The 14,131-nt window shown below is 73.4% G+C and carries 11 protein-coding genes and 1 pseudogene; 8 read left to right on the top strand and 4 right to left on the bottom strand.

Going from position 1 to position 14,131, the window contains the following annotated elements:
• Positions 1 to 9: 9 nt before the first annotated feature.
• Entirely contained in the window at positions 10 to 1,677 is a 1,668-nt protein-coding gene (locus ACFYPD_RS04445; protein WP_387108711.1) for a fumarate hydratase, read from the top strand.
• 65 nt (positions 1,678 to 1,742) lie between these two features.
• On the opposite strand, the gene ACFYPD_RS04440 is transcribed toward ACFYPD_RS04445, so the two are convergent.
• Positions 1,743 to 2,090, bottom strand: coding sequence for a hypothetical protein (locus tag ACFYPD_RS04440; RefSeq protein WP_387108709.1), 348 nt, complete (start codon positions 2,088 to 2,090; stop codon positions 1,743 to 1,745).
• A 317-nt stretch (positions 2,091 to 2,407) separates the two neighbouring features.
• Here ACFYPD_RS04440 and ACFYPD_RS04435 point away from each other — a divergent pair, with 317 nt between their 5' ends.
• Positions 2,408 to 5,389, top strand: a complete 2,982-nt coding sequence (locus tag ACFYPD_RS04435; protein ID WP_387108707.1) for a BTAD domain-containing putative transcriptional regulator — start codon at positions 2,408 to 2,410, stop codon at positions 5,387 to 5,389.
• Positions 5,390 to 5,424: 35 nt separating this feature from the next.
• Complete coding sequence (locus ACFYPD_RS04430) at positions 5,425 to 6,834, top strand: class II fumarate hydratase (RefSeq protein WP_387108705.1); 1,410 nt, start codon at positions 5,425 to 5,427, stop codon at positions 6,832 to 6,834.
• A 72-nt stretch (positions 6,835 to 6,906) separates the two neighbouring features.
• Here ACFYPD_RS04430 and ACFYPD_RS04425 read toward each other — a convergent pair whose 3' ends face one another.
• Positions 6,907 to 7,452: a CGNR zinc finger domain-containing protein gene (locus ACFYPD_RS04425; protein ID WP_387108702.1), complete on the bottom strand. Its 546-nt coding sequence runs from the start codon at positions 7,450 to 7,452 to the stop codon at positions 6,907 to 6,909.
• A gap of 82 nt (positions 7,453 to 7,534) precedes the next feature.
• Here ACFYPD_RS04425 and ACFYPD_RS04420 point away from each other — a divergent pair, with 82 nt between their 5' ends.
• The 3 genes and pseudogenes from ACFYPD_RS04420 to ACFYPD_RS04410 form a co-directional block, all read left to right on the top strand.
• The gene (locus ACFYPD_RS04420) at positions 7,535 to 8,497 is read left to right on the top strand and encodes a DMT family transporter (protein WP_387108699.1); all 963 of its coding nucleotides are present in this window, start codon (positions 7,535 to 7,537) and stop codon (positions 8,495 to 8,497) included.
• Complete coding sequence (locus ACFYPD_RS04415; protein ID WP_387108697.1) at positions 8,494 to 9,192, top strand: HAD family hydrolase; 699 nt, start codon at positions 8,494 to 8,496, stop codon at positions 9,190 to 9,192. The genes ACFYPD_RS04420 and ACFYPD_RS04415 overlap by 4 nt, the downstream gene beginning before the upstream one ends.
• Positions 9,140 to 9,558, top strand: a pseudogene (locus tag ACFYPD_RS04410) (serine protease); the annotation flags it as partial. The gene ACFYPD_RS04415 and the pseudogene ACFYPD_RS04410, both read left to right, overlap by 53 nt.
• Before the next feature lie 40 nt (positions 9,559 to 9,598).
• Here ACFYPD_RS04410 and ACFYPD_RS04405 read toward each other — a convergent pair.
• Together ACFYPD_RS04405 and ACFYPD_RS04400 are read right to left on the bottom strand one after the other, a co-directional pair.
• A complete protein-coding gene (locus ACFYPD_RS04405) occupies positions 9,599 to 10,714 on the bottom strand; it encodes an endonuclease domain-containing protein (RefSeq protein ID WP_387108695.1) in 1,116 nt (371 codons plus the stop codon).
• Between the two features lie 153 nt (positions 10,715 to 10,867).
• Positions 10,868 to 11,515, bottom strand: a complete 648-nt coding sequence (locus tag ACFYPD_RS04400; protein WP_387108692.1) for an IclR family transcriptional regulator — start codon at positions 11,513 to 11,515, stop codon at positions 10,868 to 10,870.
• A 63-nt stretch (positions 11,516 to 11,578) separates the two neighbouring features.
• Between ACFYPD_RS04400 and cysS the strand changes: the two genes are divergently transcribed.
• Positions 11,579 to 12,994, top strand: coding sequence for a cysteine--tRNA ligase (gene cysS / locus ACFYPD_RS04395; protein WP_387108689.1), 1,416 nt, complete (start codon positions 11,579 to 11,581; stop codon positions 12,992 to 12,994).
• Entirely contained in the window at positions 12,994 to 14,115 is a 1,122-nt protein-coding gene (rlmB, locus tag ACFYPD_RS04390) for a 23S rRNA (guanosine(2251)-2'-O)-methyltransferase RlmB (protein ID WP_387108686.1), read from the top strand. Before cysS ends, rlmB begins: the two co-directional genes overlap by 1 nt.
• Positions 14,116 to 14,131 lie beyond the last annotated feature (16 nt).

Raw genomic sequence — 14,131 nt, 5'->3', positions numbered from 1 at the left:
TTTTCGGTCATGAGCAGTGCCGCCGCCTTCTCGTACGCCCCCTTGCTGCCGACCGGCCCCGACCAGACGGAATACCGCCTGGTCACCGATGAGGGCGTCGACGTCGTCAACGGCCCCGGTGGCCGTCGGTTCCTCACCGTGGAGCCGGCCGCGTTGACCGCGCTGACCGCCGAGGCGATGCACGACATCGCCCACTTCCTGCGTCCGGCCCACCTGGTCCAGCTCCGGTCGATCATCGACGATCCGGCGGCCTCGCCGAACGACCGGTTCGTCGCGCTGGACCTGCTGCGCAACGCCAACATCGCCGCCGGTGGAGTGCTGCCGATGTGCCAGGACACCGGCACCGCGATCGTCATGGGCAAGCGGGGCCGGCACGTCCTCACCGACGGCACCGACGCCGAGGCGATCTCGCGTGGCGTCTACCAGGCCTACACCCGACTCAACCTGCGCTACTCGCAGCTCGCCCCGCTGACCATGTGGGACGAGCGGAACACCGGCAGCAACCTGCCCGCCCAGGTCGAGCTCTACGCCGAGGACCCGGACGGGCACCCCGACGCGTACAAGTTCCTCTTCATGGCCAAGGGCGGTGGTTCGGCCAACAAGTCCTACCTCTATCAGGAGACCAAGGCGCTGCTGAACCCGACGCGGATGATGCAGTTCCTCGAGGAGAAGCTGCGCCTCATCGGCACCGCGGCCTGCCCGCCCTACCACCTGGCCATCGTCATCGGCGGCACCTCCGCCGAATACGCGCTGAAGACCGCCAAGTACGCCTCCGCGAAGTACCTGGACGCCCTCCCGACGCAGGGATCGATGAGCGCGCACGGCTTCCGCGACCTCGAACTGGAGGCCGAGGTGCTGGAGCTGACGCGCAACTTCGGCATCGGCGCGCAGTTCGGCGGGCGCTACTTCTGCCACGACGTCCGGGTGGTCCGGCTGCCCCGGCACGGCGCGTCCTGCCCGGTGGCCATCGCGGTCTCCTGCTCGGCCGACCGCCAGGCGGTCGCCAAGATCACCCCGTCGGGCGTCTGGCTGGAGCGCCTGGAGACCGACCCGGCGCGCTACCTGCCCGACGTCACCGAGTCCCAGCTGGACAGCTCCGAGGTGGTCCGGGTCGACCTCAACCGGCCGATGGACGAGATCCGCGCCGAGCTGTCGAAATACCCGGTGAAGACCCGGCTGTCCCTGACCGGCCCGCTGGTGGTGGCCCGGGACATCGCGCACGCCAAGATCGCCGAGCGGCTGGACGCCGGCGAGCCGATGCCGCAGTACCTGCGCGACCATGCCGTCTACTACGCCGGCCCGGCCAAGACCCCCGAGGGCTACGCCTCCGGCTCGTTCGGCCCGACCACCGCCGGCCGGATGGACGCCTATGTGGAGAAGTTCCAGGCGGCCGGCGGCTCGATGGTGATGCTGGCCAAGGGCAACCGCTCCGCCCAGGTCACCCGCTCCTGCCAGACCTACGGCGGCTTCTACCTCGGCTCGATCGGCGGGCCTGCCGCCCGCCTCGCCCAGGACTGCATCAAGCACGTCGAGGTGCTCGAATACCCCGAGCTGGGCATGGAGGCGGTCTGGAAGATCGAGGTGGAGGACTTCCCGGCCTTCATCGTGGTCGACGACAAGGGCGAGGACTTCTTCGCCGAGGTCACCAAGCCGGTGCTCACCGTCGGGCGGCGCTGACCTCCGACGTACGCGGAAGGGCGCCGGGTGGGATCGCACCCGGCGCCCCCTTCCCGCGCCGCCCGTCAGCTCGGGTAGGTCACGTAGAAGTAGTAGTAGTCCTCCCCGGATGTGATGCCCGAGGCGGTCCGGCTGGAGACGAAGAGGAAGTTGCCGCCGCCCTCGGTCGGGGTGAGGGTGATGGTGGCGGTGCCATCCGGCCCGGTGCCGACGGGGACGCTACGGTCCTCGGCCGGGAAGGAGCGGGTCGGCTGGGCGTTGTCGGTCCAGGTTGTCTGGACGGGCTGGACGAAGTTCAGCAGGGCCGAAGCCGGCTGGCCGGTGACCGCCAGGGCGCCCGTGGTGGTGAGCAGGGTGGCCAGGCCCGTGCCGAGCAGGCGGCGCGGTACGCGCCGCCGGCGTGCCGTGGACACGCCGGTGGTACCCCCGTTGAGGTGCAAGGTGGATGCCTCCGAGGAGTGTGATCGGGAGATTCATGCACCTCAGCGGATGCAGGCGCGCGGACGTTACGCCGTCCTGCTGCCGGCGGCTCCTCGACATCGGTGCGCCCGCCCGGGCGCGCGCCCGGGCGGGCGCACCGCCCCCGTCGGATGCCGTCGTCGACAACCGGCCCCAGTCTCCGGGCCGGTGCTGTCGATCCGCTATCGGATCGCTATCGTCTGACCGAGGCGATCCGTGACCGTCGGGCTACGCTGCTGGAAGTTGCACAGGAAGGCGTGCGGGGGCGCAGATGCGGTTCGCGATTCTGGGGCCGCTGCGGGTCGGCGGTGGCGAGGCCACCATCACCGCAGGTCGGGACCGGACCGTGCTCGCCGTGCTGCTGCTGCGCGCGGGCCGGGTGGTGCCCGTCGAGGAGCTAATCGACGCGGTCTGGGAGGAGCGCCCGCCGGCCACCGCGCGCACCCAGCTCCAGATCTGCGTGTCGCGCCTGCGGCACCGCCTGGCGATGCTCGGGTCGCCGGAGGAGATCATCATCACCGACCCGGTCGGCTACGGCGTCCGGATCGAGCCGAACGACCTCGACGCCGAGGTCTTCGCCCGCGCCGTGGAGGCCGGCCGGGCCGCGGTCGCCGCCGGCCGGCCCGCCGAGGCGTACCAGCACTACCGCGCCGCGCTGGCGCTGTGGCGCGGTCCGGCACTGGGCGGGATCGCCAGCCGGAGCGTACGCCGGCGCGCGCAGGCCCTCGACGAGCAGCGACTCGCCGCGCTGGAGGAGTGCGTCGACGTCGAGCTGCGCCTGCGCCGGGCGGCCGACGTGATCGACGAGCTGACCGAGAGCGTCGAACGGAATCCGCTCCGCGAGCGGCTGCGCGGTCAGCTCATGCTCGCCCTGTCCGCGGTGGGCCGACAGGCGGACGCGCTCGCCGTCTACCGGGAAGGTCGGCGCATCTACGCCGAGGAGCTGGGCATCGAGCCCGGCGCGGCGTTGCAGGAGCTGCACCAGCGGGTGCTCGCCGGTGACCTGGCGCTGGGCGGCGCGGAGGCCCTGCCGGTCGTCCCGGTGCGCGCGCTGCCCCGGGCGATCAGCGACTTCACCGGCCGGCAGCAGACGATGGCCCGGCTGGTGAAGGAGATCGAGGAGGGCGGCGTCCGGGTCCACCTCGTCGACGGCATGCCCGGAGGCGGCAAGACGACCCTGGCCGTGCAGGTCGCGACCGCCCTGGCCGACCGCTACCCGGACGCGCAGCTCTTCATCGACCTGCACGGGCACAGCGAACGGACGCCGTTGCCCCCCGGTGCGGCGGTGGCCACCCTGCTGCGCCAGCTCGGTGTCCCGGCGGAGCGGGTGCCGCTGGAGCTGGACGACCGGCTCGCCCTCTGGCGCAGCGAACTGGCCGGCCGGCGGGCCCTCGTGGTGCTGGACAACGCCGCAGACGCCGATCAGGTGGCGCCGCTGCTGCCGAACGGCCCCGACTGCCTCGTGCTGATCACCAGCCGCCGCCGGTTGGTCGGCCTGGACGAGGGCCGCCCCTCGTCGCTGCCGGTGCTGGACCGGGAGGAGGCGGTCGAGATGCTCGGCCGGGTGGCCGGCGAGGACCGGGTGGCCGCCGAGCCGGAGGCCGCCGCCGAGGTGGCCCGGCGCTGCGGGTACCTGCCGCTGGCCATCCGGCTGGCCGGCGCTCGGCTTGCGCACCGACCCCGCTGGCGGGTCGCCGACCTGGCCGGGCGCCTGGACGCCGGTTCCGGGCCGCTGGCCGAGCTGGCCGCGGGTCAGCGGTCGGTGGGGCAGGCGTTCGCGCTGTCGTACGCCCAGATATCCCCGGCGGCGCAGCGGGTGTTCCGGCTGCTCGGCCTGCACCCTGGCGCGCGGTTCGACAACCGGGTCGCCGCCGCACTCGCCGACGTGGGCCTGCCCATGGCTCAGGACGTGTTGGACGAACTGGTCGACGCGCACCTGGCGGAGGAGGTGCAGCCCGGCCGGTACCGGCTGCACGACCTGATCCGGGAGTACGGCCGGACGCTGCTCGGCGCGCCGGAGCGGGCCGCCGAGCGGAAGGAGGCCCTGGAGCGGCTGCTCGACCATCACCTGCACGTCACCGTGGCGATCGCCCGGACGTTCGAGGCGGCGGGCAGCCGGAAGACGCTGCCGGCGGGCACGCCCGCTCGGCCCGATCTGGTGGAGGCGGCTGCCGCCGAGGGGCGGCCCTGGTTCGAGGAGAACCTGGCCGCGCTCACGGCCCTGGTCCGGCTGGCTGAGGAGGAGGGCTTTCCGGAGCGGTGCTGGCAGCTGGCCCGGGCCTGCTGGCGGCTCAACTTCGACGGCGGGCACCTCGACGAGTTGATCGAGACGCACACGATCGGCCTTCGGGTCGCCGAGCGGGTCGGTGACGACATGGCCATCGCCACGATGTTCAACTACCTGTCCTCGGCGTACTACCGGCTGGGTCGCTTCCCGGAGGCGATCCGACTGATGGAGACGGCGCTCGACCTGCGCCGCCGGCTCGGGCTGCGGAGCGAGGTGCTCAGCACGCTGTGGAACCTTGGCGCGTCCTACGCGGTCAACGGCGACTACCGCCAGGGCATGGCGCGGTTCGACGAGGCGCTCGGGCTGGTGCGGAGCCTCAACGACGCCGGCGACCTGACGAATCTGCAGAACAACCTCTGCATGGCACTGCTCGGTTGGGGGCGGTACGAGGAGGCGCTGCACATCGGTCGGCTGCACCTCCTGCTGGCCCGCCAGACCCGGGACCTCCGGCAGACCTCCCACGCCCTGGGGCATCTGGGCATGATCAGGCACCGGATGGGTGACGTGGCACCGGCCCGCCGGCTCCTGCGGGTCGCGCTCCATCTCAAGCGCCAGCTGGGCAACCGCTACGGCGAGGGCGAGGTGCTCAACGAGATCGGCATGATGGAACGGGAGGACGGCCGCCCGGAGCTGGCCGCCGCCCGGCACCGCGACGCGCTGGTGGCGATCACGGAGGTGGGTGACCGGATCGGGCAGTGCGCCTCCCGCAACCTGCTCGCTTCGGCCATTCGCGACCAGGGGGATGTGGCGAGCGCGCTGGACCTGCACCGCCGGGTGCTCGCCGACGCCACTCGTCTGGGCGCCCGCTACGAACAGGCGCGGGCGCTGGATGGCATTGCCCGCTGTCTGCGGGACACCGACCCGGAGGCGGCCCGCTCGCACTGGACCCGGTCGCTGGCGCTGCTCCGTCAGGTCGAGTCGCCGGACCGGCACGAGGTGGAACGGCTGCTGTCGGAGCTGGACTGAGCGATCATCTGCGAGTCGGCGGTGGGCGCGGCAGGATGGTACGCGTGACGACTCCAGAGGCGACCGGCTACCGGATCGAACGCGACTCGATGGGTGAGGTGGAGGTGCCCACCGAGGCGCTGTGGCGGGCGCAGACCCAGCGTGCGGTGCAGAACTTCCCGATCTCCGGGCGGGGCATCGAACCGGCCCAGATCAAGGCCCTGGCGCAGATCAAGGGTGCTGCGGCCCAGGTCAACGCCGAGCTGGGGGTGATCGGCGCGGAGGTGGGCGAGGCGATCGCCACTGCCGCCGCGCACGTCGCCGACGGCGGATACGACGACCAGTTCCCGGTCGACGTCTTCCAGACCGGCTCCGGCACCTCGTCCAACATGAACACCAACGAGGTGATCGCCACCCTGGCCGGTCGGGAGCTGGGCCGCAACGTGCACCCGAACGACGACGTCAACGCCTCCCAGTCCAGCAACGACGTCTTCCCGTCCTCGATCCACCTGGCCGCCACGCAGGCGGTGGTGGAGGACCTGCTGCCCGCGTTGAAGCACCTGGCCGGCGCGCTGGAGGAGAAGGCGGCCGAGTTCGAGACCGTGGTGAAGGCCGGGCGTACGCACCTCATGGACGCCACCCCGGTCACCCTGGGACAGGAGTTCGGCGGCTACGCCGCTCAGGTCCGCTACGGCGTCGAGCGGCTGGAGGGGGCGCTGCCCCGGCTGGCCGAGCTGCCGCTCGGCGGCACGGCCGTGGGCACCGGCATCAACACCCCGCTCGGCTTCGCCGCGAGGGTGATCGAGAAGCTGCGCGCCTCGACCGGGCTGCCGCTGACCGAGGCACGCAACCACTTCGAGGCGCAGGGTGCCCGGGACGCGCTGGTGGAGACCTCCGGCCAGCTCCGCACCGTCGCCGTCGGCCTCTACAAGATGGCCAACGACATCCGCTGGATGGGCTCCGGCCCCCGCGCCGGCCTGCGCGAGCTGCGCATCCCCGACCTCCAGCCCGGCTCGTCGATCATGCCGGGCAAGGTGAACCCGGTGGTCGCCGAGGCGATGCGGCAGGTGTGTGCGCAGGTGATCGGCAACGACGCCGCCGTGACGTTCGCCGGCTCGCAGGGCGACTTCGAGCTGAACGTGATGCTTCCCGTGATGGGTCGCAACCTGCTGGAGTCGATCCGGCTGATCTCCGCGGCCAGCCGGCTCTTCGCCGACCGCCTGGTGGTCGGCCTGGTCGCGGACGCCGAGGTCTGCCTGGCGTACGCCGAGGGCTCGCCGTCGATCGTCACCCCGCTCAACCGCCACCTCGGGTACGACGAGGCCGCCTCGATCGCCAAGGAGGCGCTGGCCAAGCAGGTCTCCATCCGTGAGGTGGTGATCTCCCGTGGGCACGTCGACTCGGGCAAGCTCAGCGAGACCCAGCTGGACGAGGCCCTGGACCTGCTCCGGATGACCCACCCCTGAATCACGGCGCCGCCGCGCGGGCCCTCCATGCCGAGGGCCCGGGCGGGGCGAAGAGGGCCGGCCCGGGGTGCGTCAGGAGTGGGCGGCCGCCTTGCGGGCGCGGTAGGCGCTCACCGCCGCCCGGTTGCCGCAGCCGCCGTCGCAGAACCGGCGGGACCGGTTCTTGGAGAGGTCGACGAGCACCTTCTCGCAGTCGGGATGGTCGCAGAGGCGCAGCCGGCTCAGCTCGTCCGTGCGGACCAGGTCGGCCAGTGCCATGGCGGCCTCGACCGCCATCCGGGTGGCCAGTGGCGCGTCCCGCGGCACGGCGTGCAGGTGGTACGGCTCGTCGTCGTGCCGGACGAGCTGGGGCAGGGCGTGCGACTCCCGGAGCAGCCCGTTGACCACGGCCACGACCTCGTCGGTGTCGGCGTACCAGATCCGGCGGAGCCGGGGCCGCAGCGCGCGGACCTCGCGCAGTTCCGCCTCGGTGTGCTCGTGCCGGCCGGTCCACCCGTACGCGGTGAAGAACTCGTCGAGGGCGATCACGTCGGGCAGCCCTTCCCGGTCCGGGCCCGCCGTGTTGACCAGCGCCGCGGCCGCGACCAGACCGCACTCGGTGTCATGAGCAAAAAGCAACTTGACTCCTGTCGGGGTGCCGGCCTAGCGTCATCAGCATAACCCCACTTGACTCATGTCCGGTCGACCCAAGGAGCTGTCGATGCGTGAACGGCCCGGCGTCGGCCTCGGCCTGGCGCTGCTCTCCGCGCTCACCTTCGCCACCTCGGGCACCTTCGCCCGACCGCTGATCACCGGTGAGTGGTCCGCCGAGGCGGTGGTGCTCGCCCGGGTCGGCATCGCCGCGCTGGTGCTCGCCGTGCCCGCCCTGCTGGCGCTGCGTGGCCGGTGGCCGGTGCTGCGCCGCAACTCGGGCACGCTCGTGGTGTTCGGGCTGCTCGGGGTGGCCCTGGCCCAGGCCTGCTTCTTCAACGCGGTCCGCTACCTGCCGGTCGGCGTCGCGCTTCTGCTGGAATACCTGGGCATCGTGCTGGTGGTCGGCTGGATGTGGCTGGTCCACGGCCAGCGGCCCCGGGTGCTCACCGTGGCCGGTTCCCTGACCGCCCTGTGCGGGCTGGTGTTCGTGCTGGACCTGACCGGCGCCGGCAGCCTCGACCCGGTCGGCGTCCTCTGGGGGCTCGGCGCCGGGGTCGGGCTGGCCGGCTACTTCGTCATCGCCGGTCGGGTCGACCCCGCGCTGCCGTCGGTGGTGATGGCCAGCGGTGGCATGGCCGTCGGCGCCCTGGTGCTGCTCCTGCTCGGGCTGGTCGGGGCGCTTCCGCTGCGGGCCGGCACCGCCGACGTGAGCTTCGCCGGGCACGAGATGAGCTGGCTGGTGCCGATCGCCGGCCTGTCGCTGATCGCCGCGGTGGTCGCCTACCTCACCGGCGTCGCCGGGGCCCGGCTGCTCGGCGCGCGGCTCTCATCCTTCGTCGGACTGACCGAGGTGATGTTCGCGGTGCTGATCGCCTGGCTGGTGCTCAGCGAGCTGCCGAGCGCCGTGCAACTGCTCGGCGGGGCGCTCATCGTGGCCGGTGTGGCCCTGGTCCGGGTGGACGAGCTGCGCTCGGCGCCGGAAGCCGCCCCGCCGGCCCCGGCCGAGCCGGCCCTGACCGCCGAGCGATGAGCGGACCGCGCCGCGCCGTCGTCTTCGACGCCGACGAGACCCTGGTCGACCTGCGACCGGCGGTCACCGGCGCGTTGGCGGCCGTACTTGAGGAGATGCGGCGGTGGACCCCGGCGGCGGCCGAGGTGTCGCTCGCGGACCTGGAGGCGGACTGGGGCGCGGTCTTCGGGGCGCTCAGCGCCGCGCCGGTGCAGGAGATCCGGCGGGCCGCGCTGGCCCGGTCGCTGGCCCGCGCCGGGCTGGACGCCCACCTGGACGAGTTCGCCGCGCTCTTCTTCGCCCGCCGGTTCGCGCTGACCCGGCCGTTCCCGGACGCGCTGCCCGCGCTGGCCGCGCTGCGCCCCCGCCACCTTCTGGGCTTCGCCACCAACGGCAACAGCCGCGCCGAACGCTGCGGGCTCGCCGGCGAGTTCACCTTCGAGCTGTACGCGCACGAGAACGGCCTGCCCAAGAAGCCGGCGCCGGAGTTCTACGCGGCCGTCGTGGCGGCCGCCGGGATTGCCGCCGAGCACGTCGTTTACGTGGGGGACTCGCCGGAGCACGACGTGGTCGCGGCCCAGCGCGCCGGGCTGCGCGCGGTCTGGTTGAACCGGGGTCGGTTGCCCCGCCCGCCGGGGCTCACCCCGGACGCCGAGGTGTCCACCCTGGCCGAACTGCCGGACGTGCTCGGCCGCCTCGAACCCGCGACAGCCTGATTGCGGTCTACATCGGACGATCATCGAGGCCATGAAGCGGGCGCTGAACTTCGCCCACCGCAAGGGCGTCACCCTGGTCGGCGCGCTCGGCGACAACAACGAGGATCTCGGCGACCCGCGCACCGACGTGAGCAGCCCGAACTACGGGGCCGACCCGTACCCGCGGCCGATCGACAACGCGAGCTGGGACCTGCCGACCGAGGGCCGCACGTGATCGGCGTGTCGGCGCTCGGTCCGTCCGGCAAGAAGGCCGACTACTCGAACTACGGCACCGAGCAGATCTCGGTCTCCGCGCCGGGTGGCTGGTTCCGGGACGGCTTCGGCACCGACACGTACCGCACCGACGCCAACATGATCCTCTCGACGTAACCTTCCGGGTGCCGCCACGTCGGCGTCGGGGCGTGCCTCACGGCCGCCAGCCTCGCGCCACCAGCGCGGCCCGGACCTCGCGCACCAGGGCCGGGAAGTTCCGGTGCAGGCGGTGGTCGGTCACGGGCAGCACCAGCCAGCCGGCGGCGACGAGCTGCTGGATCCGGTGTCGATCCCGGAGCTGCTGATCCGGGTCTAGGCGCCACTGGCCGTCGTGCTCGACGGCGACGCGGAACTCCGGCCAGGCCAGGTCGGGGTGCAGGACGAGACCCGACGGTCCACGCACCGGGTGATGCGCCACCGGGCGGGGCAGGCCGGCCAGCACCAGCCGGACCCGCAGGTGCGACTCGGTCGGGGACTGCGCCCCGGGATCCGCCAGGCCGAACACCCACCGCGCCCGCCGGCCACCGGGTCGGCCGGCGTTCCGGTCCGTGACGTCGGCCAGATCCGCCCGGCTGACCAGGCCCATCAGCAGCAGCGCGTCGACGACTCCGACCGCCCGCACCGGGTCGGACCAGACCGCCGTCTGCCAGGCACAGGCAGCCGGCTCGGTCCGGGGCAGCCGGCAGGGTCCGCTCGGCGGGCTCGGCTCGCCGCCCACCGGCCCGACCGCTGTTGCCCGGGCCCTCCCCGCCAACACGACGGCACCGCCGTCCGCGCCGGAAGTGGCGCCGGCCGCACCGCTAGCAGGGCCGCGCCGGGTGGGGGTGGTCTCCGCCGAACCGCCGGCGGGGCCGTGCCGGGTGGTGGTGTTCACGGAGCGGGGAAGGGTGCCGGCCGAGACGAGGAGACCGATGCGTTCGGGCGACGACGGGGCCTGGTGCACCCGGACGCCGGGCTGGGCGTCGGCCCGCGCCGTCGACGGCAGCAGGACGTGCACGTCGTCCTGGAGGGCGGCGGCGTGCTCGACCCCGTGCAGGTAGGCCGCCGAGGGCCCGGCGAGCAGCGTGCCCGGCGGCAGGCGGAGCAGCGCGGCGCGGCAGGCCAGCGCGTGGTCGCGATCAAGGCGGGCGTCGGCGTAGACGTCCTGCCGGAGCCGGACCCAGGAGGCGCCCCGGAGCTGGTGCCGGGTCAGCAGCCCGCGCCGGACCGCGTCCGAGCCGCGGAAGACCTGCCAGGCCAACTCGGGCGGTCGAAGGGGTTGAGGTGGCATGCCGACCAGCCTGGCGGCGACGAACCGCGGCCCGACACCCCTGTGGACAACGGCTCCCGCCCAGGACCCGGCGTCCTGTGGACAACGACCACCGGGTCCGGCCAATGTGCTAGCGGCACGCGGCGCCCGAGCCGGCAGCGCCCCGGGGCGACGTCAGGACAGCGCCGCGGCGATCGACTCGGCCGCGGCGGCAACCTGAGTGCCGACCTCGGTGACGTCGAGCGGGGTCAGCGAGACCACCCCGACGCTCGCCTCCAGGCCCGGCACGCCCAGCACCGGCGCGGCCACCCCGTACGCCCCGGACTGCAGTTCGCCGCTGGTGCTCACCGGGGCGCTCGCGCCGGCGCGGCCGGCCAGGATGGCCCGTCCGGCGGCGCCCCGCTCCAGCGGGTGCCGCGATCCCGTCCGGTACGCCACGTGGAACGAGGTCCAGCTCGGCTCGACCACCGCGAGGGCCACCCCCTCGCCGCCCTCGACCACGGTCAGGTGGGCGGTCGCGCCGGCCTGCTCGGCGAGCCGGCGCAGCGCGGGCAGCGCCCCTTCGGCGAGCAGCGGCTGGGCCCGCCGGGCCAGGTGCAGAACGCCGGCGCCGAGCCGGAGCCGGCCCTCGCCGTCGCGGCGCAGCATGCCGTGGTCGGTCAGCGCGCCGACCAGCCGGTAGACCGCCGCCCGGCCGATGCCCAGCCGGTTCGCCGCCTCGGTGACGGTCAGCCCGCCCGGCGCGTCGGCGACCAGGTGCAGCAGGCGCAGCCCCCGGTCCAGGGTCTGCGCCGTCTCTCCCGCCCGTGCCGCCGTGTCCACAGCACGCAGCGTACGACCCGGCTCCGGCCTACCCCGAAATGCGCGGACGGCTACCCTTGTACGGTGACGCTACGCCTGTATGACACCGCCACCCGTTCGGTGCGGGACTTCGTCCCGCGGGAAGCCGGCAAGGTGGGGGTCTACCTGTGTGGTCTCACCCTCCAGGCCCCGCCGCACATCGGCCACCTTCGTTCCGGCGTCAACTACGACGTGCTGCGCCGCTGGCTCATCGCCTCCGGTTTCGAGGTCACCTTCATCCGCAACCTGACCGACATCGACGACAAGATCCTCGTTAAGGCGACGGAGCAGGAGCGGCCGTTCTGGTCGATCGCCTACGCCAACGAGCAGATCCTGGCCGACTCCTACCGGGCGTTGAACGTCCTGCCGCCGACCTACGAGCCGCGGGCCACCGGGCACATCCCGGAGATGCACGAGCTGATCGCCCGGCTGATCGAGACCGGTCACGCCTACCCGGCCACCGACGGCTCCGGCGACGTCTACTTCGACGTGGCCTCCTGGCCGGCCTACGGCTCGCTGTCCGGCCAGTCGCCGGAGGACATGCAGTCCGCCGGTGACGCCCCGGAGCGGGGCAAGCGTGACCCGCGTGACTTCGCGCTCTGGAAGGGCGCCAAGCCGGACGAGCCGGCCGACGCCTACTGGCCGTCGCCGTGGGGCCGGGGCCGGCCGGGCTGGCACATCGAGTGCTCGGCGATGTGCTGGCGCTACCTTGGGCCCGAGTTCGACATCCACGGCGGTGGGCTCGACCTGACCTTCCCGCACCACGAGAACGAGATCGCCCAGTCCCAGGCCGCCGACCTGCCGTTCGCCCGCTACTGGGTCCACCACGGCCTGCTCGGCATCGGCGGCACCAAGATGGGCAAGTCGCTGGGGAACACCCTCGACCTCGACTACGTGGCGTCCCTCGGGGTGCGCCCGGTGGAGCTGCGCTACTACTACGCCGCCGCGCACTACCGGTCCCGCATCGACTACTCGGAGGACGCGCTCCGGGAGGCCGCGGTCGCGTACCGGCGGGTCGAGGGCTTCGTGCAGCGGGCCGCCGAGCGGGTCGGCGCGGGCCAGCTCGGCGAGCTGCCCACCGGCTTCGTCGCGGCCATGGACGACGACCTCAACACGTCGGCCGCGCTGGCCGTGCTGCACGAGGTGGTCCGGGACGGCAACACCGCCCTGACCGGCGGCGACGATGTGACGGTACGCACCACCCTCGCCGCTACCCGGGCGATGCTGGATATCCTCGGCGTCGACCCCCTGGACCCGGCCTGGACCGGCGGCGGCCGCGCGGACGACCTGCGCGGCGTGGTGGACTCCCTGGTCGCGCTCGCTCTGGAGCAGCGCGCCCAGGCCCGCAGTCGCAAGGACTGGGCCGCCGCCGACGCCGTACGCGACCAGCTCAAGCAGGCTGGCGTGGTCGTCGAGGACACCGCCCAGGGCCCCCGTTGGACTATTGGAGAGCAGGACTGATGGCCGGCAACTCGCAGCGCCGTGGCCGGCGACTGACGCCGAAGGCGGGCGCCTCGAAGGGCTCCGGCGGCAAGAACAAGGACTCCCTCGCCGGCCGGGGCCGCACCCTCCCCGCCGACGAGCGGCCCTGGCACAAGGCCTACTCGGGCACCGAGAAGCTGCCCCAGCGCACCGCCTGGAAGCAGGACAAGGAGCGCCGCACGGCGGCCGAGGAGGGGCGCGCCCCCAAGATCGGCCAGCCGGGCAGCAAGGACACCACCTGGGGCAAGGGTGGGGGCCGGGGCGTCCCCGCCGCCACGAAGGGCCGTGGCGGCAAGCCCGCCGGCCGGTCCGGGCCGCGGGTCGCCCCCGGCCGCAAGTCGAACCCGGCCAAGGACAGCCCGGAGCTGCTGGTCGGGCGGAACCCGGTGCTGGAGTCGCTGCGCGCCCAGGTGCCGGCGACCGCCCTCTACACAGCCCAGGGCATCGACATCGACGACCGGGTCAACGAGATCATCCGCACCGCCGCCGACCGGGGCATCGCGATCCTCGAGATCAGCCGGGCCGAGCTGGACCGGATGACCGGCGGCGTGCTGCACCAGGGCGTCGGCCTCCAGGTGCCACCGTTCGCCTACGAGCCGTTCGAGGACCTCATGGCGGCGGCGCTGGAGCAGGCCGCCCCGCTGCTGGTCGCGCTCGACGGGGTCACCGACCCCCGCAACCTGGGCGCGGTCATCCGGTCGGCCGCCGCGTTCGGCGCGCAGGGCGTCTTCGTACCCGAGCGGCGGGCCGCCGGGATTACCGCGACCGCCTGGCGGACCAGCGCCGGCGCGGCCGCGCGGGTGCCGGTCGCCCAGGTCACCAACCTCACCCGGTCGCTGAAGGCGTGCAAGGACGCCGGCTTCATCGTGGTCGGCCTGGACGCCGACGGGCAGACCGACCTCTACGACCTGGAGGCCGCGGTCGGCCCGCTGGTCGTGGTGGTCGGCTCGGAGGGGCGCGGGCTGTCCCGCCTGGTCGGGGAGACCTGCGACCTGACCGTCAGCATCCCGATGGTCTCCGACGTCGAGTCGCTCAACGCCAGCGTCGCCGCGGCGGTCACCCTCGCCGAGGTCGCCCGCCGCCGCTCCGTCGAGGCGTAACGACGGCACGAAAAAG

The organism is Micromonospora sp. NPDC005299, from assembly GCF_042872345.1.
Taxonomy (GTDB): Bacteria; Actinomycetota; Actinomycetes; order Mycobacteriales; family Micromonosporaceae; genus Micromonospora.
The sequence above is the reverse complement of the archived record's forward strand: the minus strand, read 5'-3'. Positions and strand labels throughout refer to the sequence as shown.

Coding starts and splice junctions, on each gene's coding strand:
- ACFYPD_RS04445 (WP_387108711.1), top strand. CDS start 10: ATGAGCAGTGCCGCCGCCTTCTCGTACGCCCCCTTGCTGCCGACCGGC.
- ACFYPD_RS04435 (WP_387108707.1), top strand. CDS start 2,408: ATGCGGTTCGCGATTCTGGGGCCGCTGCGGGTCGGCGGTGGCGAGGCC.
- ACFYPD_RS04430 (WP_387108705.1), top strand. CDS start 5,425: ATGGTACGCGTGACGACTCCAGAGGCGACCGGCTACCGGATCGAACGC.
- ACFYPD_RS04420 (WP_387108699.1), top strand. CDS start 7,535: ATGCGTGAACGGCCCGGCGTCGGCCTCGGCCTGGCGCTGCTCTCCGCG.
- ACFYPD_RS04415 (WP_387108697.1), top strand. CDS start 8,494: ATGAGCGGACCGCGCCGCGCCGTCGTCTTCGACGCCGACGAGACCCTG.
- ACFYPD_RS04405 (WP_387108695.1), bottom strand. CDS start 10,714: ATGCCACCTCAACCCCTTCGACCGCCCGAGTTGGCCTGGCAGGTCTTC.
- rlmB (WP_387108686.1), top strand. CDS start 12,994: ATGGCCGGCAACTCGCAGCGCCGTGGCCGGCGACTGACGCCGAAGGCG.